The 20,984-nt window shown below is 34.2% G+C and carries 23 protein-coding genes; all 23 read left to right on the forward strand.

Features of this window, described 5'->3' with window-relative positions:
* Window positions 1–2: 2 nt before the first annotated feature.
* The 23 genes from ACO6OL_RS01425 to ACO6OL_RS01535 all read left to right on the forward strand — a co-directional run bounded on the left by ACO6OL_RS01425 (window position 3) and on the right by ACO6OL_RS01535 (window position 20,786).
* Window positions 3–1,493, forward strand: coding sequence for a phage portal protein (locus ACO6OL_RS01425; protein ID WP_485501876.1), 1,491 nt, complete (start codon window positions 3–5; stop codon window positions 1,491–1,493).
* Window positions 1,477–2,586 (forward strand): phage minor capsid protein, encoded by a 1,110-nt coding sequence (locus tag ACO6OL_RS01430; RefSeq protein ID WP_485501877.1) that lies wholly within the window; start codon window positions 1,477–1,479, stop codon window positions 2,584–2,586. The genes ACO6OL_RS01425 and ACO6OL_RS01430 overlap by 17 nt, the downstream gene beginning before the upstream one ends.
* A 110-nt stretch (window positions 2,587–2,696) precedes the next feature.
* Entirely contained in the window at window positions 2,697–3,266 is a 570-nt protein-coding gene (locus ACO6OL_RS01435; protein WP_485501878.1) for a phage scaffolding protein, read from the forward strand.
* 18 nt (window positions 3,267–3,284) lie between these two features.
* Window positions 3,285–4,172, forward strand: coding sequence for a phage capsid protein (locus tag ACO6OL_RS01440; protein WP_485501879.1), 888 nt, complete (start codon window positions 3,285–3,287; stop codon window positions 4,170–4,172).
* A gap of 15 nt (window positions 4,173–4,187) precedes the next feature.
* The gene (locus ACO6OL_RS01445; protein WP_485501880.1) at window positions 4,188–4,397 is read left to right on the forward strand and encodes a hypothetical protein; all 210 of its coding nucleotides are present in this window, start codon (window positions 4,188–4,190) and stop codon (window positions 4,395–4,397) included.
* A 26-nt stretch (window positions 4,398–4,423) separates the two neighbouring features.
* On the forward strand, window positions 4,424–4,819 hold the full coding sequence (locus tag ACO6OL_RS01450) for a hypothetical protein (protein ID WP_485501881.1): 396 nt from the start codon (window positions 4,424–4,426) through the stop codon (window positions 4,817–4,819).
* Window positions 4,809–5,147: a putative minor capsid protein gene (locus ACO6OL_RS01455; RefSeq protein ID WP_485501882.1), complete on the forward strand. Its 339-nt coding sequence runs from the start codon at window positions 4,809–4,811 to the stop codon at window positions 5,145–5,147. The genes ACO6OL_RS01450 and ACO6OL_RS01455 overlap by 11 nt, the downstream gene beginning before the upstream one ends.
* Window positions 5,148–5,492 (forward strand): minor capsid protein, encoded by a 345-nt coding sequence (locus ACO6OL_RS01460; RefSeq protein WP_485501883.1) that lies wholly within the window; start codon window positions 5,148–5,150, stop codon window positions 5,490–5,492.
* Entirely contained in the window at window positions 5,489–5,902 is a 414-nt protein-coding gene (locus ACO6OL_RS01465) for a minor capsid protein (RefSeq protein WP_485501884.1), read from the forward strand. Before ACO6OL_RS01460 ends, ACO6OL_RS01465 begins: the two co-directional genes overlap by 4 nt.
* A complete protein-coding gene (locus tag ACO6OL_RS01470; protein ID WP_102169969.1) occupies window positions 5,895–6,350 on the forward strand; it encodes a phage tail tube protein in 456 nt (151 codons plus the stop codon). Before ACO6OL_RS01465 ends, ACO6OL_RS01470 begins: the two co-directional genes overlap by 8 nt.
* 19 nt (window positions 6,351–6,369) lie before the next feature.
* The gene (locus ACO6OL_RS01475; protein WP_485501885.1) at window positions 6,370–6,741 is read left to right on the forward strand and encodes a hypothetical protein; all 372 of its coding nucleotides are present in this window, start codon (window positions 6,370–6,372) and stop codon (window positions 6,739–6,741) included.
* On the forward strand, window positions 6,734–7,306 hold the full coding sequence (locus ACO6OL_RS01480; RefSeq protein WP_314397098.1) for a Gp15 family bacteriophage protein: 573 nt from the start codon (window positions 6,734–6,736) through the stop codon (window positions 7,304–7,306). The genes ACO6OL_RS01475 and ACO6OL_RS01480 overlap by 8 nt, the downstream gene beginning before the upstream one ends.
* Window positions 7,307–7,329: 23 nt before the next feature.
* Window positions 7,330–10,920, forward strand: a complete 3,591-nt coding sequence (locus ACO6OL_RS01485; protein WP_485501886.1) for a tape measure protein — start codon at window positions 7,330–7,332, stop codon at window positions 10,918–10,920.
* On the forward strand, window positions 10,917–11,642 hold the full coding sequence (locus tag ACO6OL_RS01490) for a hypothetical protein (protein ID WP_485501887.1): 726 nt from the start codon (window positions 10,917–10,919) through the stop codon (window positions 11,640–11,642). The genes ACO6OL_RS01485 and ACO6OL_RS01490 overlap by 4 nt, the downstream gene beginning before the upstream one ends.
* Complete coding sequence (locus tag ACO6OL_RS01495; RefSeq protein WP_485501888.1) at window positions 11,642–15,748, forward strand: phage tail spike protein; 4,107 nt, start codon at window positions 11,642–11,644, stop codon at window positions 15,746–15,748. The genes ACO6OL_RS01490 and ACO6OL_RS01495 overlap by 1 nt, the downstream gene beginning before the upstream one ends.
* Complete coding sequence (locus tag ACO6OL_RS01500; protein ID WP_485501889.1) at window positions 15,741–15,923, forward strand: hypothetical protein; 183 nt, start codon at window positions 15,741–15,743, stop codon at window positions 15,921–15,923. Before ACO6OL_RS01495 ends, ACO6OL_RS01500 begins: the two co-directional genes overlap by 8 nt.
* Before the next feature lies 1 nt (window position 15,924).
* Window positions 15,925–16,677: a carbohydrate-binding protein gene (locus ACO6OL_RS01505; protein WP_485501890.1), complete on the forward strand. Its 753-nt coding sequence runs from the start codon at window positions 15,925–15,927 to the stop codon at window positions 16,675–16,677.
* A gap of 1 nt (window position 16,678) precedes the next feature.
* Entirely contained in the window at window positions 16,679–17,020 is a 342-nt protein-coding gene (locus ACO6OL_RS01510; RefSeq protein ID WP_485501891.1) for a hypothetical protein, read from the forward strand.
* Window positions 17,021–17,047: 27 nt separating this feature from the next.
* Window positions 17,048–17,482 carry a hypothetical protein gene (locus tag ACO6OL_RS01515; RefSeq protein ID WP_485501892.1) on the forward strand — a complete coding sequence of 145 codons (435 nt, stop codon included), beginning with the start codon at window positions 17,048–17,050 and terminating at the stop codon, window positions 17,480–17,482.
* A gap of 1 nt (window position 17,483) precedes the next feature.
* Window positions 17,484–19,157: a hypothetical protein gene (locus ACO6OL_RS01520; RefSeq protein ID WP_485501893.1), complete on the forward strand. Its 1,674-nt coding sequence runs from the start codon at window positions 17,484–17,486 to the stop codon at window positions 19,155–19,157.
* A gap of 17 nt (window positions 19,158–19,174) precedes the next feature.
* On the forward strand, window positions 19,175–19,435 hold the full coding sequence (locus ACO6OL_RS01525) for a phage holin family protein (RefSeq protein WP_485501894.1): 261 nt from the start codon (window positions 19,175–19,177) through the stop codon (window positions 19,433–19,435).
* The gene (locus ACO6OL_RS01530; protein ID WP_485501895.1) at window positions 19,435–20,160 is read left to right on the forward strand and encodes an SH3 domain-containing protein; all 726 of its coding nucleotides are present in this window, start codon (window positions 19,435–19,437) and stop codon (window positions 20,158–20,160) included. The genes ACO6OL_RS01525 and ACO6OL_RS01530 overlap by 1 nt, the downstream gene beginning before the upstream one ends.
* Before the next feature lie 149 nt (window positions 20,161–20,309).
* A complete protein-coding gene (locus tag ACO6OL_RS01535) occupies window positions 20,310–20,786 on the forward strand; it encodes a hypothetical protein (protein WP_485501896.1) in 477 nt (158 codons plus the stop codon).
* The last annotated feature ends 198 nt before the right edge of the window (window positions 20,787–20,984 follow it).

Below are 20,984 nucleotides of genomic sequence, written 5' to 3' on the forward strand. Positions count from 1 at the left end.
GAATGGGGCTTATACAGATTATTAAGAATTTATTTAAAAGGAGCAAGTACACCATGCAAGGTAGTTTAACAAGTATATTAGACCATCCGAAGATAGTTGTATCTTCTGAAGAATACAACCGAATAAAGAACAATTTAACATACTTCCAGAGTAAGTTTAGCGATGTTACCTACCTTAACACGGATGGAGAACAGCGCACAAGGAAATTTAATCATTTGCCACTTGCTAGAACAGCTTGTAAGAAGATAGCAGGGTTAGTCTATAACGAACAAGCTGAAATAACAGTTGATAATGAAACAATTAATCAGTTTGTTAACGATGTTTTGTTAAATGATAGATTTAACAAAAACTTTGAAAGATATCTTGAAAGTTGTTTGGCTTTGGGTGGAATGGCAATGAGACCATATTTTGATGGGAAGACAATTAAGGTAGCATTTATTCAAGCACCAGTTTTTTTACCATTACAAAGCAACATGCAAGATGTAAGCAGTGCAGCAATCATAACTAAGACTGTAAAAAGTCAAGGTAAAACAAATATATATTATACATTAGTTGAGTTCCACGAGTGGAACGATGAAGATTTAACAATTACAAATGAGCTTTACAAGTCAAATAATTCAAGCACAATTGGTAGTCAAGTATTATTGAGTGAACTATATGAAGACTTAGAAGAAAGTATAGTTATTAAGGGATTAAGTAGACCGTTATTTACTTACTTGAAAACTCCAGGAATGAACAACAAAGATATTAATAGTCCGTTGGGGTTATCGATATTCGATAATGCGAAAACAACAATTGATTTCATTAATAGAACTTATGATGAGTTTATGTGGGAAATTAAGATGGGACAGCGTAGAGTTGCCGTTCCAGAAGGATTAACAACTATGACTGTTATGACAGGAACTGAATTTACAACAAGACGAAGATTTGAAACAGATCAAAATGTTTATGTTCAAATTGGTGGAGGACTTGATGAAAGTAAAATCGTTGATTTAACTACACCAATCAGAGCTGATGATTATATCAAAGCTATTAACAAAGGATTAGCAATGTTTGAAATGCAAGTAGGGGTTAGTGGTGGAATGTTTAGTTTTGATGGTAAAACGATGAAAACAGCAACAGAAGTTGTTAGTGAAAATTCAGATACATTCCAATTAAGAAATAGTATTGTGTCGTTAGTTGAACATTCAATCAAAGAACTTGTAGTATCTATTTGTGAATTAGGTAAGGCACACGGAATTTACAGCGGTGAAATACCTAAGCTAGAAGATATTTCTGTTAACCTAGATGATGGAGTGTTTACTGATAGAAACGCAGAACTTGATTATTGGGTCAAAGCCTTAGCAAGTGGAATTGTTAGTAAACAATATGCCATTTCTAAAGTGTTAGGGGTGACTGATGAAGAAGCTACTAAGATGTTAAATGAAATCAACGAAGAAGTACAACCTAACCTAGATGAAACGGATGAGGTAATCTATGGAGATAAAGAATAATGATGGTAATTATTGGATAAAGTCAAAAGAAGTAGAGGGGTTATATCATGAATTATCCATGGAAATGATGAAGAACATAGTCAGAAGATTAAAACAACGTGGAACGGCTGATTTAATAGATAACCCTTATATATGGCAGTTAGAGAAGTTAAACGATATGCATTTAATCACAGAAGAAAATGTAAAGCTTATAGCTAAATATAGTGGAGTTGCTGAAGATGTATTCCGTGATGTAATTGCTAATGAGGGTTATAAAATTTATCAAGACAGCCACCAACAATTGGCACAGGCTTTAAAGACTAACGCACAACCTAATTATTTAGTTCAAGATAGTTTAGATTCACTAGCTAAGCAAACAATGTTTGAGGTTAATAATTTAATTAATACTACATTACCAAGATCACTACAAAATAATTATAAGCATACATTAGAAAAGGCAGTAGCTAGTGCAGTAAGTGGAACGAAAACTCACGAAAAAGCACTATCTGAAGCCGTTATGAGTATGTACCAACGAGGGTTCACAGCATTTAAAGATAGTGGAGGTAGGACGTGGACTGTAGAGCGATATGCACAAACAGTAATTAGAACAACTACTTTCAGAGTATATAGAGAAATGCGGGAAAGACCAGCGGATGATTTAGGAATAGACACCTTTTATTATAGTGCTAAGTCTAGTGCTAGAGAATTATGTGCACCGTTACAACATCAAATAGTAACTAAAGGAGTAGCACGAACAATTAATGGCGAAAGGGTGTTAAGTTTGCCAGACTATGGTTATGGAAGTCCAGGAGGTTGTTTAGGAATCAACTGCGGACACTATCTGACACCTTTTGTTGTTGGTGTGAATTACAAGCCAGAATTACCAGAGTATTTGGAGAATCTAACCGAGGAACAAGCAAAACAAAACGCTTTAGATAAAGCAAGGTTAAAAGCTTTTGACCGTGAAATAAAAATAAATAAAGATAAGCAAAGATTAGCTAAAGAATTACAAGATAACGAACTACAAGCTAAATTAAAGTTAAGAGAAAAAACTTTAAAGGCTGGTAGAAAGAACCTTATAGAAAAGAATCCAGTTGTTATCAGAAAATACTAATCATTCGTCCTAAGTATGACGTTAAAAGGCTTATTTTTTTATGCCTTGCACGGTGTCACAGTGCTAAATAAATAAAGTCTACAGGACGTAAAACGAAAGGAGCTTAAATTATGAGCTTAAAACGAGATATGTTAATCGAAGCAGGAGTAACAGATAAGGACGCAATTGATAAAATTATGCAAGCGTACGGTGCAGGTTTAGAGAAAGCGAAACAACAAGTGAAGTTAGAACTAACTGCTGAGAATGACACATTAAAAGCACAACTTGAATCACAAAACACTAAACTTGAAGAGTTAACAAAAAGTAATGATGCTAATTCAGAAGTTAAACAGGCTTTAGAGAAATTACAGGAAGAATACAACCAATTCAAAGTAGATAGTGATAATAAGTTGGCACAAATTAATAAAACAAATGCTATTGCTTTGGCACTTAAAGATGTTAAGGCACACGATAGCGATGTTCTAATGAAACTTATCGATGTAGATAAGGTTGAGTTAGGAGAAGACGGGAAGCCTAAACTTGATGATGTGGTTAATTCATTAAAAGAAAGCAAGCCTTTCTTATTTGAACAGGAACAACAAGCAACTACACCACAAATCACAGTTGGTGGCAACCCTAACGGAAATGGAACAGCAGGTGTTGACCCGTTCCAAGCAATTATAGACCAATATAAACAGTAAAGAAAGGAATTTTAAAATATGACAACAAGCAATAATAATTTACCAGTGCGTCAATACGCACCACAATATAGACAAATGCTTTCTACAATTTTCGGTGTACAAAAAGCATTTGCAGGAGTATTAGCTCCAATTCAAACATTAGATGGAGTACAATTTAATTCTAAGGCTTTCTTAGTTAAAACTAACTCTACACCAGTAGTAGTAGGTACTTATGACACGGACGCAAACAAAGCTTTTGGAACAGGAACAGAAGCTGGAAGCCGTTTTGGTGAATTAAAAGAAGTAATCTATACAGATACAGAAGTAAACTATGATTACACGCTAACTATCCACGAGGGAATCGACCGTTACACAGTTAACAACGATTTAAACGCAGCAGTAGCAGACCGTTTAAGATTACATTCTGAAGCACAAACAAGAAAAGTTAATAAACGTGTAGGGAAATTCTTATCAGATAATGCTGGGGAAACTAAACAATTAGCTGATCTTACTGAAGCTAGTCTTAAGAAGTTATTTAACGAGATAAATGTTTATGTAGTTAACTCTGAAATTAACGCACCAATCAAATGTTACTTAAGAGCGCAAGTTTATAATGCAATTGTAGATATGGCTTCAAACAACAAATCAAAAGGTTCAAATGTAAGTATCGATACAAATGGATTATTAAAATATAAAAACGTAGAATTAAATGAAGTGGCAGAACAATATTTTGAAAATAATGTTGTTGCAATCTTCTCACCAGATGGAATTGTAATTCCATTCATCGGAATTGAAACTGCTAGAACAGTAGAAGCACAAGAATTTGACGGTGTTAAACTTCAAGCTGCTGCTAAAGGTGGTACATTCGTTCTTGATGATAACAAGAAAGCAATTATTAAAGTAACAAGCGCTACACCGTTAGCATAATAGGAGGTAATAACAATGGTTAAATACTTAGTAAACGTAGATTTTACAGATAAAAATACTTATGAACGAGTGAAAAAAGGAACTGAACTTGATATTACAGAAGTTAGAGCGAAAGAAATTATCAGTACATTAGGTGAGGGAGCCTTAACAGAGGTAAAAGAACCAGAAGAAGTTAAGGAAGAAGCACCAGTTGTAGAAGAAAAAAAAGCTAAAGAGGTTGAATAATTCAGCCTCTTTTTAGGAGGTTAAAAATGAGTTATTTAACTTTAGAAGAATATAAAGAATTAGGTTTTGCAGAAATTGAAGAATTTTCAGAATTAAAAGTAAAGGCAGAAATGGCTGTAGATTTATATACAAATTACTTTTATCAAAATAATAATTTAGAAGATGATTTCCCACCACGTAAGAAAGCTGTAAAGCTTGCTATTGCTAATCAAATACGTTACTTAAATGAAACTGGAATACTTACTGCTGAAGATAAGCATTCATTAGGTAGTTTGAGTATTGGAAGAACCACTATTAATTATGGTGGTAGTGGAACTAGTCCAGCTAAAATTGAAGCTAGTAAGTATAATTTAGCGTTAGACACTATGAACTTACTTAAAAGCGTTGGGTTCGGTTATAGAGGTGTTTGCTATGATAGATAAGCGCCTTTTAACCGATACTGTAACTGTAAGTTTGGCAGGTGAAAAAGATAAATGGGGGAAGGTCACTTTTAAAGAACCGTTTGAAATAAAATTCGTTCGATTTGATAGAAGTTCTTTAGATAAGACTACAAACACACAAAACTTAACAAATATCACAAGGAACAAATCGGGAACTTTATTTATTTATCCTAAATTTAACAATGTTGTTGTTAATGATAGTTGGTTACAAGCTAAAATCACAGACCAACACGGAGAATACAAGGTAATTAGTTTTGAAACTAATTATTTAGGAAATAAAGTATTCTCTTATGAGTTAACGGTGATTTAGATGTCACTAAAAGTATCTTACGATTTATCACCTATGGAGCGAAAATTCGGACCAGGGAACGTTAAGAAAGCTAGAATAGAAGTTGCTGACCAAGTATTGCTAGACAGTGAAAACTATGTGCCAAGTGATGGTGAAGATATTTTAAGAGGAACTGGAAAAGCTAATAACGGTTCAGTATCATGGAATACAGTATATGCTAGAGCACAGTTTTTTGGAACAAATGGAATAGTTAGATTTAAAAAATATACAACACCTGATACTGGTAGCAAATGGACTGAAAAAGCTTCAAACAACAACATGAAAAATTGGGAAGAAGTAGCTAAGAAAGGATTAGGAATAAGATGATTAATAACATTGATTTTCAAGACGTACTTTGTGATTATATTAATTCTTTAAATTTACCATTAGTAGCTAGATTAGATTATTTCATTGAATCAGATGATTTAGTAGTTAATTTAATTGCAGGTGGTAAGGTAGAGCGGTTATTTATGGATGGAACACAAGAAATTAGTTTACCTTTTGAAATTGCCATAAAATGCATGGATAACCAAAAAGCTAACTCTATCTTGTGGACTATCCACACCGCACTATCTGAATTTAATTTACAATTACCTAGTGCAAATAATACTTATCGCTTCTTAGGACTAGAGGTTGGAAAGCCTGCAGTTAATGGACGTGATGAGCAAGATTATTTTATCTATACTTTACGTATAGTATCAAAAATTGAAATTGAAGGAGATTTATTAAATGGCTAGACAAAAAAACGCATTGAGAAAACATTTTGTAGCACCTTTTGATAAGGCGAACGCTACAACAGCACCAACAAAAGAACAGTACAAACTGTTAGCAAAATATATTAAAACTGTTAACGATGAAACAGATGAAGATACTGACGACGTAGCGTGGTATGACGGTGATGGTACACCAGAAGAAACTGTAAAATCAGTTAAAGCTGGTTTCTCATTTGAGGGGAACTTCGATGTAGAAGATGACGCACAAAAACTAATCGCTGACCTTAGATATAAAGTTGGTGACGATAGAAAAGTATGGTTCAAGGTTGTATCTTCAGATGGTAAGACAGCGTGGGAAGCAGTAGCAATTGTTTCTAAGATTAAAGCTGGAGATGGTGACGCAAGTGACTTTGAAAACTTTGAATGTACGATTAAATGGACAACATTGCCAAAACAAACAGCAGTAGCATAATTTAGGAGGATATATAAGCATGGTAGTAATTAAGAAATTTGAAAATGTAATTCCAGTTGATTTTGGAGAATTTGAATTAAAGTTTGTAACTAGTGATGAAAATATTCTAAAACTAGCAAACGTGGAAGAAAAAGCAGGTGTAGTTAAAGATAAGCTTGGAGAACTAAAAGGAACAACAGAAGATATTAAATTAATCTATGATTTAGCTAAAGAATTATGGGTTGAGTTATTCGATGAAGAAACTTTTGAGAAAGTTTATAATCTTTATAACAAATCTTGTATGCCAACGTTACTAGCGGTATTTCAAACGCTATTTGGGATAACTCAAGAATTAGGAAGCAGTTATTCTCCAGATAAGCTGATTAAGTATCTAAATATCAACCATGCTTAATTTAGCTTACAAATTAGAAGATGAATTAATCGTTGGTAGTGAAGTTTATAAGCTTAATCTTAGCTTTGATAATGTAATTAGGTTGTTTGATATGCTTAATTCTAGTGATCTTGAAGATTATCAGAAACCACACTTTGCCTTATTAATGTTAACAGGTGAATCATTTGAGAAATACTCAATAGAGGACGTAGTTTTATTTTTAGACGAGGTAATAAAAGAGCATATCAAGAATGAGGAATTTAATTCAGTAGAATATGATTTAGCTGGAAACCCTATGCCAGTTAAGGAAATAGAAGAAGAACAGGAGCAATTATATAGTTTGAAATACGACTCAGACTATATTTTTGCTTCTTTTTTACAAGCGTATAATATTGATTTAATTGAAATGCAAGGTAAATTGCATTGGAGAAAGTTTAATGCCTTATTAAATGGACTTCCAGATAATACTAAATTTATGGAAGTTGTAAAGATTAGGTCTTACAAACCATCAAAACATGATAGTTCTGAATATAAAGAACACATGAAAAAACTACAACGTCAATATGAACTTCCTATCAATGATTGATTTAAAAGAAAGGAGGTTAATATATGGCAGAAGGTAAAGTTAAAATAGATGTTGACTTGAACGAGAAAGGCGCCACCTCTGGAATAGGACGGTTAAAAAGTGCCTTAAACGGTCTTGAAAGTGCTGGAACTAAGGCAGGTTCAGTATTTAAAAGTGTGTTAGGAGCAAACCTAGTAAGTGCTGGTATAAGTGCAGGTATTAGTGGTATTTCTAACGGAATACGTGGGATGGTAACTGAATTAAACAGTTCAACTAAAGCGTGGAAAACTTTTGAAGGCAACATGTCAATGATTGGTAAGTCTAAGGAAGAAATCGCACAAGCTAAGGGCGTTATGCAAGATTATGCCACCAAAACTATTTACAGTGCGTCAGATATGGCACAAACCTATTCGCAGTTAGCAGCAGTAGGGATAAAAGAAACTGATAAACTTGTAACTGGTTTTGGTGGGTTAGCAGCAGCGGCAGAAAATCCTAAGCAAGCCATGAAGACTTTAAGCACCCAAGCTACTCAGATGGCGGCGAAGCCAAAAGTAGCATGGCAGGACTTTAAATTGATGATGGAGCAAACCCCAGCAGGTATGGCGGCGATTGCCAAGGAAATGGGAATGTCTCTTGAAGAACTTGTTAAAGGTGTTCAAGACGGTAAAATCAAAACAGAAGATTTTTTCAACGCTATTAAAAAGGTAGGTAACAACGATAGCTTTTCTAAGATGGCGACCGAGTTTAAAACAATAGACCAAGCCATTGATGGAGCGAAAGAAAGTTTAGCTAATAGGTTACAGCCAGCATTTGAACAAGTAAACAAGTTCGGAATTAAGGCAATTACTGGAATTACTGAAGCACTAGAAAAAATCGACTTTAAAAACTTTGCTGAAAAGTTAGGTAGTTTCTTAGAAAGTATTGATATTGATGGAGTAGTTAATGGAATAGCTACTTCAATTAAAAATGTTGTTACAGTAGCTAAGGAACTATGGAAAGGGTTGAATGATAGCGGAGCGATAAGTGCCGTTTTAAGTGCCTTTAAAAACATTCAAAAGGCAGTAACTAACCTTGTTACAGCTTTGGCAAATAGTGGAGCAATTAGCACCTTTGCACATGCATTAGGTTTAATCGTGAACGTAGTAGCTAAGGTGGTTAGTGGGTTTGCTAAATTAATAGCTTCACTCCCACCTAGTGTGATTAGTGCCATTGCTTATTCATTGTTAGGAATTGTAGGTTCATTAAAAGCCATCAAGTTGGCAACTAAAGGACTTGATTTAATTAAGGGGTTAAACCCGTTTAAATTATTCAAGAAAAACGCTACTGAATCACTAGACGAAGTAACGAAAAAAACTAAAGAAACTAAAAGTACTGTATCTCAAATAATAGAGAGTTTAGGAAAGGTGATAGAATCAGCAGGAAAAGGAATAAGTACTGCAGCTAAGGGAATTGGTGAGGGTATCAAAACAGCATTGAGCGGTGTTCCGTCCGTTCTAACTGCTTTAGGTACTGGAATTTCAACTGCTGCACAAGGGATAGGAACTGGACTTGCTATTGCTTTTAAAGGATTAGGAAGTGCCATTGCAATGGTTCCTCCACCAACGTGGCTTGCATTGGGTGGAGCTATTCTTATGGTGTGTGCTGGACTTGCACTTTTAGGAACTCAAGGAGATGGAGTTGCTAAGGTATTTCAAGCCTTAGGAAGTGCCGTGTCACAAGTTATTCTTGCATTAGGTACTGGCTTATCAGCCGTTTTAGTTTCATTAGGTAGCGTTATTCAATCGGTTGGAACAGCTATTCAAAGCGTTGGTAATGGAATTAGGTTAGTATTCGAGGGAATTGGAACGGTTATTCAATCTGTAGGTACTGCCATTAAGTCTGTGCTTGAGGGATTAGGTTCAGCCTTTACTGGTTTTGGGAACGGAGTAAGACTGGCTCTTGAGGGAGTTGGTACTGTAATTACTTCAGTTGGTACTGCTATTCAATCAGCCTTACAAGGAGTAGCAAGCATTATTGATTCAGTTGGTAATGCTATTAAGTCAGCTCTTGAGGGTGTAGGTTCCGTGATTGAATCAGTAGGTAATTCAATAAAATCAGTATTAGAGGGTGTTGGAACAGCCTTTGAAAAATTCGGAAATGCAGTTAAAACTGTATGTGATGGAATTAAAGAAGTTATTGATTCAATTGGTAATTCAATAAGAACAGTACTTGATGGAGTGGCAAATGTTATTCAAAGTATTGGAGAATCAGCAGAAAAAGCAGGTAACGGATTCAGATTATTTGCGGAAGGGGTGAAAACTCTTGTTGATTTAAGCTTAGGAGATTTAGTTGCTACATTAACAGCAACGGCAACTGGAGTAGGTGCAATAACGGCTCACGCTGGAGAAATGACAACGGCTGGAGCTGGTATGCAAACAATGGCAAGTGGATTATCAATGTTAGGTCAAGCAGCAACTTCTGTTCAAGGAGCATTTACTGCATTACCAACGTTGATTACAAGCTTAACTACTTCATTAAACGCCTTACCACCTATCTTGATAACAACTTCAACAGCCGTTCAATTATTCAGTACTAACATTACTACATCACTAGCTGGACTTATGACTGCCAGTGGTTCAATCAGTGCTTTCAATAGTCAAATAACAAGTATTGGAACAGCAGTAGGTTCTGTTACTGTATCAATTAGTGCATTCGGTGTTGTTCTTTCATCACTAGCAGTAAGTTTTGGTACAACTTCAGCTTCAATTGGAGCGTTAACTGGTGTAGTTAGTGGCTTAACTAGTGCATTATCACAAGTAGGAAGTACAGCAACTAGCGTAGCAGGTCAGATTAATCAGATAGGTACTTCGATTTCATCAGTAGGAGCGACAGTATCTGGTATGGTTGCAAGCATTAGTGGAGCAATGAACGGGTTAGCTGGTGCCATTTCTTCAGCTATGAATAGTGCTTTAGGGTCTATTCAAAGCACATGCCAACAATTTGTGTCTACACTTCAACAAACAGCCTCACAAATGGCACAAGAGGGACGTAGAGCAGGTGAAGAAGCAGGAAGAAATATTGCTGACGGCTTAAGAAGTAACGAGGGTAACGTTCGTTCAGCTATGGAAAGTATCAAAAATACTGTTCAAAGCGTAGGTCAAAGTATAGTGCCAGTTGCTTACAATGTGGGAGCACAGGTAAGTAATGGAGTTGCGCAAGGTATGTACTCAGCGTTAGGTGCGGTTACTGCTGCAGCTAATGCAATTATTAACGAGGTTGACAGAGCGTTGAGAGCTAAGGCACAAATCCACTCACCATCAAGGCTTACTGATAAAAAAACAGGTCGCCACTTAACAGGAGGGGTTGCTCAAGGTATGGTTAAAAACATGCCAGTATTAGATAAAGCGTTCAGCGCTTATCAACGTGCAATTGATAAGTTTAAACCTAACTTTGTACCTGAGAACATGTTAAGTTTTAAAGGTGTTCCATCATTTGCAACAGCAGGTGGAAGTAGTAACAACGTTACTAACAACAAAACAAGCAACTTTGGAGCGTTGCTTCACATAGAGAATTTAAGCACAAATTCTGAAGAAGATGTTCGTAAATTATATGAGCAAATAAAATTCTTAATTAAGGAGGAGAAAGACAGACTATGATAACTAAATATATTACTTACAATCAACTGAATACAAAAGAGTTAGGATTAAGATTAGTAGATGAAATAGAACTGGAATCTTCTTCTCAAACTGTAGATTTAGTTGAAATAGACGGTGTAAATGGTGCGAAAATTAAAGATAATAAACGGTTGAAAGTAGTTGAACGTACTTTCCCGTTTAAAATCTATGATGAAAAAGCTGACGTCCAAAACATAATCAATAAATTAAATGATTACCTTATCAACGTAGAGCCAAAATGGTATGATTTTAGCTTAAGTTGGGATAGTGAGTATCTTTATAAAGCGTACTTTTATGAAACATTTAAAATTGAGGGAACATTAACAAGTAAGAAGAAATGTATCTTAAATTTTAAATTACACCCTATTAAATACTTGAAAACAGGACTTAATAAGATAACAGTTTCTAACGGTCAAATACTAAGAAACCCAGAAAAAAGAAAAGCCAATCCACTTATTAAATTAAGAGGAACAGGAGATATTAATTTGAATATTAATTCTCAAATATTTAGGTTGAAAGGAGTTAGTGGACACATTGTAATCGACTGTGAAACGCAGTCCGCTCATTGGGACAACAAGGAACCGCAGTATGATAAAGTGTTCACATATCCATTTCCACACCTTGAAATAGGAGATAACAGAATCTCATGGGACAATAACTCATTTGTTGTTGAAATAACCCCAAGATGGGAGGCGCTAGTTTAATGGCTTATCCTATTTTATATAAAGCAAATGAAACTAATTTTGAACATTTGGGGGTGTCAGTATTATCTGACGCTTCTAAATGCTATGTTAGTAGAGAAAAACACGGTATATATATTCTTGAATTTGATTATCCAGTAAATGGTAAAGATGTTGATAAAATCAAAGAGGGAATGTATATAAAAAGTGATGCTGGATACAGAACTAAAAATCAACATTTTGTAGTATCAAAGATTACTAAAACACAAAATGAATTTAAAATTTACTGCCAACACATTTCGCAAGTTAAAACTACTATGAATGCTATCAGACCGGATATAACACTTACTAGCGTTAGTGCAATGGGTGCCTTAACAGCATGGCGTGATAATTTGTTGGATAGTCGTGAGGAGTTCGTCGTTCAATCTGATATAAGCACGATAAATTCGACAACGTGGAAAGTTGAAAATATTGAAAACGCCCGTGACGCATTAGGAGGTAAAGCAGGCTCAATTCTTGATGTTTGGGGTGGCGAGTATGAGTTCGATAACTTAAATATTACACTTCATAAAAGCATGGGAATTGATAATCCAACCATAATCGCTTATGGTAAAAACCTGTTAGATTTAGAACAAGAACAATCGATACTTGAAACCTACACTTCAGTTTTTCCGTTTAAAAAATATACTGATGATAACAACAGGGAGCAATTAATAACATTGCCAGAAATACTACTTGATAGCACCCACTTAAATAAATTCACACACAGAAGAATTTTAAAAGTTGATTTTTCAAGCGATGAAAACTTAAAAACGGTGGAGCAGTTAAGAAGTAAAGCTAAAAGTTACATTAAAAACAATAATGTAGGTGTACCAAAAACTAACTTAAAGATCAACTACCAAGACTTATCAAAAGTTGAGGGCGTGTTTGATAACCCAGCACTTGAACAGATAGATTTATGCGACAGATTAAAAGTTTATTACAGCGAGTTGGGAATATTAAATGAGAACGCGAAAGTAGTTAAGGTAATTTGGGATGTTATCCTTGAAGAAAATCACGAGATAGAAGTGGGAGACGGTAGAAGTAGTTTTACCGATAGTACCTCAGCTAAAATAGAATCACTACAAGCACAAAACGATTCAGTGCTTGCTAGAATAAATGCTTTGATTGCCGAACAGGACGCAGCGTTTGATAGGTTCTTTAATGAAAAATCAAAAGTTATTGAGGATAATGTAAAAGGTGGATATGAGAAAGCCTTATTAAGTAGCGAAGAAAAAATCCGAAAAATGGGTGAAGCCTTTGATGAAAAAATCAATCAGTTTAGAGAGCAAGTATCAACCGCTGTAGAAAACTACAATAGGCAATTCCAAGCTACAAACTTAGAGATAAGCAAGAATAGAGTTGAAGCAACAAAGCAAATTCAAGCATTATCTGATCGAGTTAACAACATGCAGGATATTTCAAATAATGAAACAGTTGTAGAACTTAGAGGACTTGTTAACGGTGCTACAAGCAAAGTTACTGAACTTGAAGCTAGCATAACAAGAGAATTTACAGCAGTTAAGAAGAAAAATGAAGATAGTTTGAGTGCTGTTAAAGCTGAATTCAAAAAAGGTGTAGATGGCTTAACAAGTAAGATTAGTTCTTTAGAAGATTATAAAAATCAAGATGGCACACGAACTGAAAGTTTAAAACAATGGGTTCAAAGAGATACAGCTAATCAATTAAGCCGTGAACGAACTGAAATCAATAGAATAATTGATAATAAAGGTTTTGTTAAGAACACAGAATTTAGTAGCAAGTTTACAGAAAGTGCTAGAGGTATCAACAACCAACTATCAGCGTTAGAGACCTACAAGAATCAAGACGGAGTAAGAACTGCTAACTTACAAATTTGGGCTCAAAATAACACAGCTAACCAATTGACTGCTGCAAGACGTAGCATTGAAAGTTGGGTTAACGAGAAAGGTTATGCAACAACTTCTGTAGTTGAAAATAAAGTAAGAGAAACAGCTAACAGTTTTAGTCGAGAGATTAGTAATGTTAGAGAAAGCATACAAACTAGCTTAGGTGGTAGAAACTATATCACTGATAGTAAAAATTTAAACAATAAAGAATTTTATAGTTGGGATAAATGGGAGAAATCAGTAGAAGGAGATACTCTAGTTTTAACTAAAAATGGGAAAAGTGGCAATGAGGGTTTTTTTCTAACATTAACAGATTTAGTTAAAACTCAATTCCAAGACGAAACCATGACATGGAGTATAGAGGTTAGAGCTAATAGGAATTTAACGTTTAGAAATGTTGGTTTTGAAACTAATGGACAAAAACAAGTTGATATAACGACTCAATGGCAAAGAATAAAGCACACCTTCGTGAACAAGTTTAACAACTGGTATCAATTTACATTTTATACCCCTACTACTAATTTTAACAACGGAGATAAAATATATATCCGTTTACCTAAATTAGAAAAAGGGAATATTTCTACTGACTGGACACCAGCACCAGAGGACGTAGAACAAAATGTAAATGAGTTGAACTCATGGAAACAAACAACTACAGGAACTTTAAATACAGTAAGTAGTACGTTAAACGATACTGTAAGACACTCACAACTTAGAATAGGTGCTGATGGAATTGATTTTGGTTCAAATAAAGTTTTTAACGGAAGAAACCTTGCTAGTATACTTTCTGTTAGTCCAGAAAGTATTCAAGCCATCTCTGATAGAGTAATAATTACTCCAAGTAATGAGAATTTGGTAGATGTTCAATCTAGAGAAAGTGTTACATTTTCAGACCGTGACCTTTGGATAACTCCTGAAATCACTTCAGATAAGTTGAATAATGGAGATCAATTTATTATTGAGGGGATAGGAACATGGAGTGGAATATTAAGACACGATTTAAACTTTATTATCGCAGTTAAATATAAGTCAGGAAATTGGACGTGGATTACTTCGAGATTAAAAGCACGTGGTGAGTATTCTAATTCTGTAATTCCACTAAAAACAACCTTAACAATTAATGGGTTAAACGAAGAAGTAGCAATGTATAGGCTAGGACTTCAACAGCCTGATTGGAGTAATTTTACAAATATTACTTTCAAAAATGCTAAAATATACAAGAAAAAATCAGCAGAATTAATTGTTGATGGTTCAATCGAGGGTCGACAAATTAAAACTCAAACTTTAGAAACTGGACACCACAAGGCAGGAAGTATCACTGCAGAAATCATTGCTGCTAACGCTGTTAGAGCTAAGCATATATTGATAGATGATGGGTTGATAAATAACCTAGTAACGCATAATGCTTTTATTTCTAAACTTTGGGCGCAGGACGCTTTTATCAGAAGTTTAAAAACTGTTAAAATTTCATCTACTCAATTAGATACTGACTGGCTTTCAGCTTACACAGGTGAAATAGGTGGATTTAGGATAGGATACAACCCTAAAGGCGATGACTTTTGGTTAACAGGAGCAAATAATTTTGACTGTGGTATAAATCCAGGATTTAACGCAGGAACTCGAGGAGCGCAATTTTGGGCAGCGTGGGGTAGAGATTGGATTAACCCAGGACCTAATGCATGGTGGGTGAATGCACAAGGAGTTATGACTTGTAAAGCAACACCTGTATTTTACAGTGGTATTCGTGTTCCTCACGGTGTAGTTCATTATAACAATGGAACATATACTTATTCTCCAAATATTAAGAAAATATATATGGAAAAAGGAAACGGGCAAACTTGGATAAAATATTATATAGGAACAGTTGGACCGAAAGACGATGAAATAGCACAATATTGGAATTATGTTACTATGAGTGCTTCGGATAAACGTTACAAATCCAACATAAAACCAACAGAAGTAAATGGGTTAGAAATAATCAACAATCTTAAATGCTATGACTATGACATCAAATTACCTCAAGAAGAAAGTAAACATATCAATTGTGGAATAATGGCACAAGATGTTGAAATACACATGAATGATGCTCATTTAGTTAATCCAGACGACATTCAATCGTATAAACCGTTTGAAATGATACCGTATTTAATCAAAGCTATTCAAGAATTATCAGAACAAAATAAAGAATTAAAAAACAAATTGGAGGAAATAATAAATGGATAATCAATTACAACCAATCGATTTAATCGCACAAGAATTAAGTGAGAAAACAATGCAACTAGCACATTATAAAGTTGCTTATAATAAATTAACTGAAGAATTAGAGGCTAAAGAGAAAGAGCTTAAAGAATTAAAGGAAACTAAAGTAGAAGAAGTAAAACATGAGGAGGTACAATAATATGGCTTTAGAAATATCAGTTAAACAACCTAATCCAACGGCGGGTGGATATAAAAGTGTAAACGTATATTTCAATATGAACACAGGAGGAATTTATTTCAATGGTAATGTTGAATTACCAGGGAAATTTGCAACTGCTAATGATGCAGAAATTCTTGAAGAAATCAGAAAACAAATCGCAGTTCAAATGTACACAGGTGAGGCAACTCCAGCACTAGTTGCTGAATATGCTAATCTTAATAAACAAGTAGGAATTTTAGCAGGCAATAAAGAGGACGTTACAGAACGTGAGAAAGCATTAACTAAGCTATTCGCTAAGGTGAATAAAGGTAATGACAAAGTACTAATGACGTTACTTTTAGACGTGTTAGACCCTAAGACAATAACAACAAATAAAGATAAAATTATCAACGCATTTGATTCTTACGAAGTTAACACAGATTATTCAGTTGGAGATAAGTTTAAATTTGATGGCAAACTATACGAAGTTATCGCAGACCACACAAGTGTTGTTGAGTGGGTGCCAAGTGCTGAACCAACTAAGTATAAAGAAATCACTTTTGAACGAACTGAAAATAAAGAACAATTGGTAGATGATAACAATCGCTACATCACTAAATTACAACTTGATGAAGCATTAACTAAAGTAGTTCAAACAATCATGGAACAATTATCACAAGATGAAGGAGAAGAAGAACATGACAATAACGGAGAAAATAGCAACACTATATCACACAGCGAGGGGGATAATTAAGATGAAATTTAGTTTTAAACGCGCAAAATTTAAACAAGATGATTATTTAGTACAAACACACATGAGAATGATTATTACAGAGGTTGAAACTTTAGAACAAGTGCCTAACTTTGGAAACTTACGTGAAATGGTTAGATTAGCAGTTGAGGAGTTCAAGCGAAAAGAAGCTGAATTAAAAGCGATTGAAGAAGCAACTAAAGAAGTTACACCAGAAGCACCAAAAGAAGTCGTTGTTACTCCTGCTCCAGTAAGTGAACAACCTAAAGATGTAGTCACTCCAACACCAACAGTAAGCGAAGCACCAAAAGAAACAACAGAAAGAAAAGAAGAGCATGCAGAATAGCATGTTCTTTTTTACGAGGTAGTCTAAATGGCGAACTATATTTTGCAATTTATATTGCAACTTTTCACTGTTGCTATTATTCCGCTTGTTAAGATATGGTTTGACAATAGCAATAAGCAAATAACAAAACAATTTGAACAGTTAAGTAGTGAAGTAAAAAGCACTCAAGATAAAACAGAAAAGCAACTCGATAGAGTAAATATGGAAATAAAGAATACGCAGGATAAAGTGGATGAAGTAACGCAGATAGGACTACATAATCGTGACTCAAATAAAAGTATAATGTCGTACAGATTGCACAAGGAATTTAGTGAGGCAATAGACCGTGGATATACAACAAGCGAAGATTTATCAGAGTTAAGTGGATTATACAAAAGCTATCAGGAAATAGGTGGAAATGGTAAGATAGAAACTTTATTCAATCGATTTAGAAAATTACCTATACATAAAAAGGAGGAATAGTATGAAAAAACTAGTAAGAACAAATTTGATAAACACACCTAGTAGACGTGAAACGGAGAATTTAAACATTCAGTTTTATTCACATGATAGGAATAACGCTGGATTTGAGTTTGTGGTAAAAAATGAAACTGATTTATCTCAATATACAGCTAAGGTACTATTTAAATTTAGGGATTCTAATTCCACATGGCAAGCTAATGGGAATATAGAAGGTAATGTAGTTAGGGTTAACTTCAATACAGATTTAATTGCAAGGTGTGAAGAGGTATTAGGATTTTTATTTCTGGACAGTGATTCAGATTCATTAGATGTGTTCAAGTTTAAATTCAATGTTGTATTATCAGAAATTGATAAAGGAGAAGTAGATAACAGACAGATTAAGCACGTTAATAATATTGGTGAACTGGAATTAGTAACAAGATCACAATTAAAAGATGAATTATCTAAGCTACAAATTAGCGGTGTAGATTTAACTAATTACTTAACAACTACAGTTGCTGATGAAAGGTACGCCCAGAAGCAAGAATTAACCTCATATGCTTTAAGTAAAGATGTTCCTAGTATAAATGGCTTAGTCACAGAAGAACAGCTTAAAACGGCAAATAATGGTGTTCTAGAGGAAGTAAAAAAACTAGGATATGCAAAAACTACAGAGGTGCCTGCTGCATACAATGATAGTGAATTGTCAAAACGTGTAACTAATCTTGAAAATAGGGTTGATAAGGATACAGTATATGATGATAGTGATTTAAAATCTAGAGTTCAAGCATTAGAAAACAGACCAGCTCCTGCAAATACAGCTTACGATGATTCAGAAGTGAAAAGACGTTTGACAGAATTAGAAGCAAGACCTACTACTACAATTACATCTTATGATGATAGTAAATTGGTTGAGCGTGTAAAAAAAATTGAAGATAAACCTGGAATAGATGCTTCAAAATTCATTACTGATGATATCTTAACAGCAAAGAATTTTGTAACTAAAGATGAACTTAACACACTGAAACCTAATCAAACATTATCTATTAACAATAATACGTTAAGTATTAGTGGTGGGAATAGTGTTAAATTGCCAACTAGTCAATCTGAAATGCGAGGAACTGGAATGCCGAACGGTGTAGTAGAAGCACCTATTGGCACAACTTACATTGATATAGCTAAAACTAACGGTGCGCTAAAATGGATTAAGACTACTGATGGTGGCAATACTGGTTGGAAAGTTGCTGAGGGTGACACAGGCTGGGTATTAGGCTGGCAGGAGAATATAGGCGATAATAAAAACAGAATGTATTTTAGACGCAAAAACGATGTTGTGCACGTGAAATTTAACCCTGAAATTAAGATAAGTAGATTTAATAACAATTCTAATTTAATATTAGAAATTGGAGGTTATTGGTCAGAGAATACATTATCTATTAATGGTTTTAAACCAGTTGACGATATAGTTCAGACTATATATGGTACTTCTAGCGATATTTATTCTAATACCACTAGTGCGGAAAATTCAGAAGGTGCGCAAGGAACAGGGGCTGTGATTATTCACTACTCGTATAATAATAATTTAAAAACTGGATTGGAGTTACAAATTGTAACTAGTAGCTTAGGTGCAGATGAAAATCACGTCAACCCATTCTCTTACTTAACAGAAGATGAGTGGCCTGTTCAATTGCCTTAAGAAAGGAGGTGAGATATATGGAACAATTACAACCAATATTATTAACATTAATCGTGTTCGGACTTAACCTATTAGGTAAGTTTCTTAAAGAGTGGAAACCATTCCCGACAGAGCTTATCCCTCAAGTATTAGGAGTACTTGGGGGCTTAATTGGTTGGGCGGTATTTAAAGATACTAACGCAGTATTATTAGGACTTGCTAGTGTCGGAACACATCAAGTAGTTAAGCAAAGTAGAAATGAAGAAATAACAAATATAAATAAAACGGAGGATAAATAATGGTTAAAACAATTGAAATTACAAATGAAGCAAAAAGAATAGCAAACTTAGGAATAGGTGTTGACCAAGATGGAGCATATGGTACTCAATGTGTTGATTTACCAAATTATCTATCAGTACTATTTTTTGGTAAAGCCTTATGGGGAAATGCTATTGATCTATTGAATAGTGCTGCTGCATTAGGATATAAAGTTGAATATAATGAAGTAGGAAACTTAGATAGCAAACCACGAGCTGGAGCGGTCTTTGTAATGGACACTACATATATATACGGACATCCGTTCGGACACACTGGACAAGTTATTGAAGATAGTGATGGTTACACTATGAAAACCATCGAACAAAATATTGATGGTAATGCAGATAGTTTATATGTAGGAGGTCCAGCACGATACAATGAACGTAATTTTGATGGAATCGTTGGTTGGTTCTATTTCCCTACCGATGATAATGAAGTAGTAGAAGAAAATTCTGATTTAATCTCACTTCCTGAAGTACGTACATATACTGTAGGAGTAGACAAACTTAACATCAGAAATGCCCCATCTACAGATGCAGAAATCGTAGGATCATATGAAAAAGGTGAAGAATTCAACTATATGGAATTCTGTAATGCTAATGGATATGAATGGTTATCTTACATTTCAAATAGTGGAGAAAGACGTTATGTGGCTTCTATGAATTTAGATACATTTGAAACTCACGGAACGTGGAGAAAAAAATAACTAACTGAATAAATCATAATGACTAACAGCCCTTACTAATAAGTAGGGGCTTATTTTTTATGCATTTTTTAAAAAAAGTTTTAAATTATCTATTGACTTTATACCTTATATAAGGTATAATTAATAATGTAAAGAACAGGAGGGATAAAATGATAGATCAAGCGATTAAACAAATAGAAGAATTATTCAACAGTGATTTAACTGATTATAGAATTTCAAAAGATACAGGATTGACACTTAGCGTTATTCAAAATTACCGCAGTGGTAAGTATGAATTAGAAAATATGAGTTTTAAAGTAGCCAAAAAATTAATTAGATATGCGGAGGAATTAAAAATGAGAAATTATGATAAAATGATGGTTGTTGTTAATGAGTTAGTATTAGAAGAAGGAGCAACAGTGACTTACTGGACAGATGATAAACCTAACGATTGTACTTGTTGCTATTCAGTTGAAGAGTTAAAGGCTCACTTAGGATATATGGAAGAAGATTACTATGAGAATCTAGTATTTCAAGTAGATTTTGAAGGTGATGAAGATAGATCATATCAATTTTACATGAGTGAATATAAAGCGGTGTTAGATGGAGATAAATTCACACTTGATTGTTTACACAATACAAGATAAAAAAATTAAGCCCCAAAATAAAGGGGCTTTTTATTATGCGCAAAAATTGCGCAAAAATCATTAAAATACTTATAAAAAATGTTCATAACATAAACTTATATAATGAGTATTAAAGGTTAACAAACACTATTAGAATAGCGTTTAAAGATAGTTAATAGTTTTCTATCAAATTTAAAAATTAAGTATTTTTTAATATGT

The sequence above is a fragment of the Gemella sp. genome, from assembly GCF_057272915.1.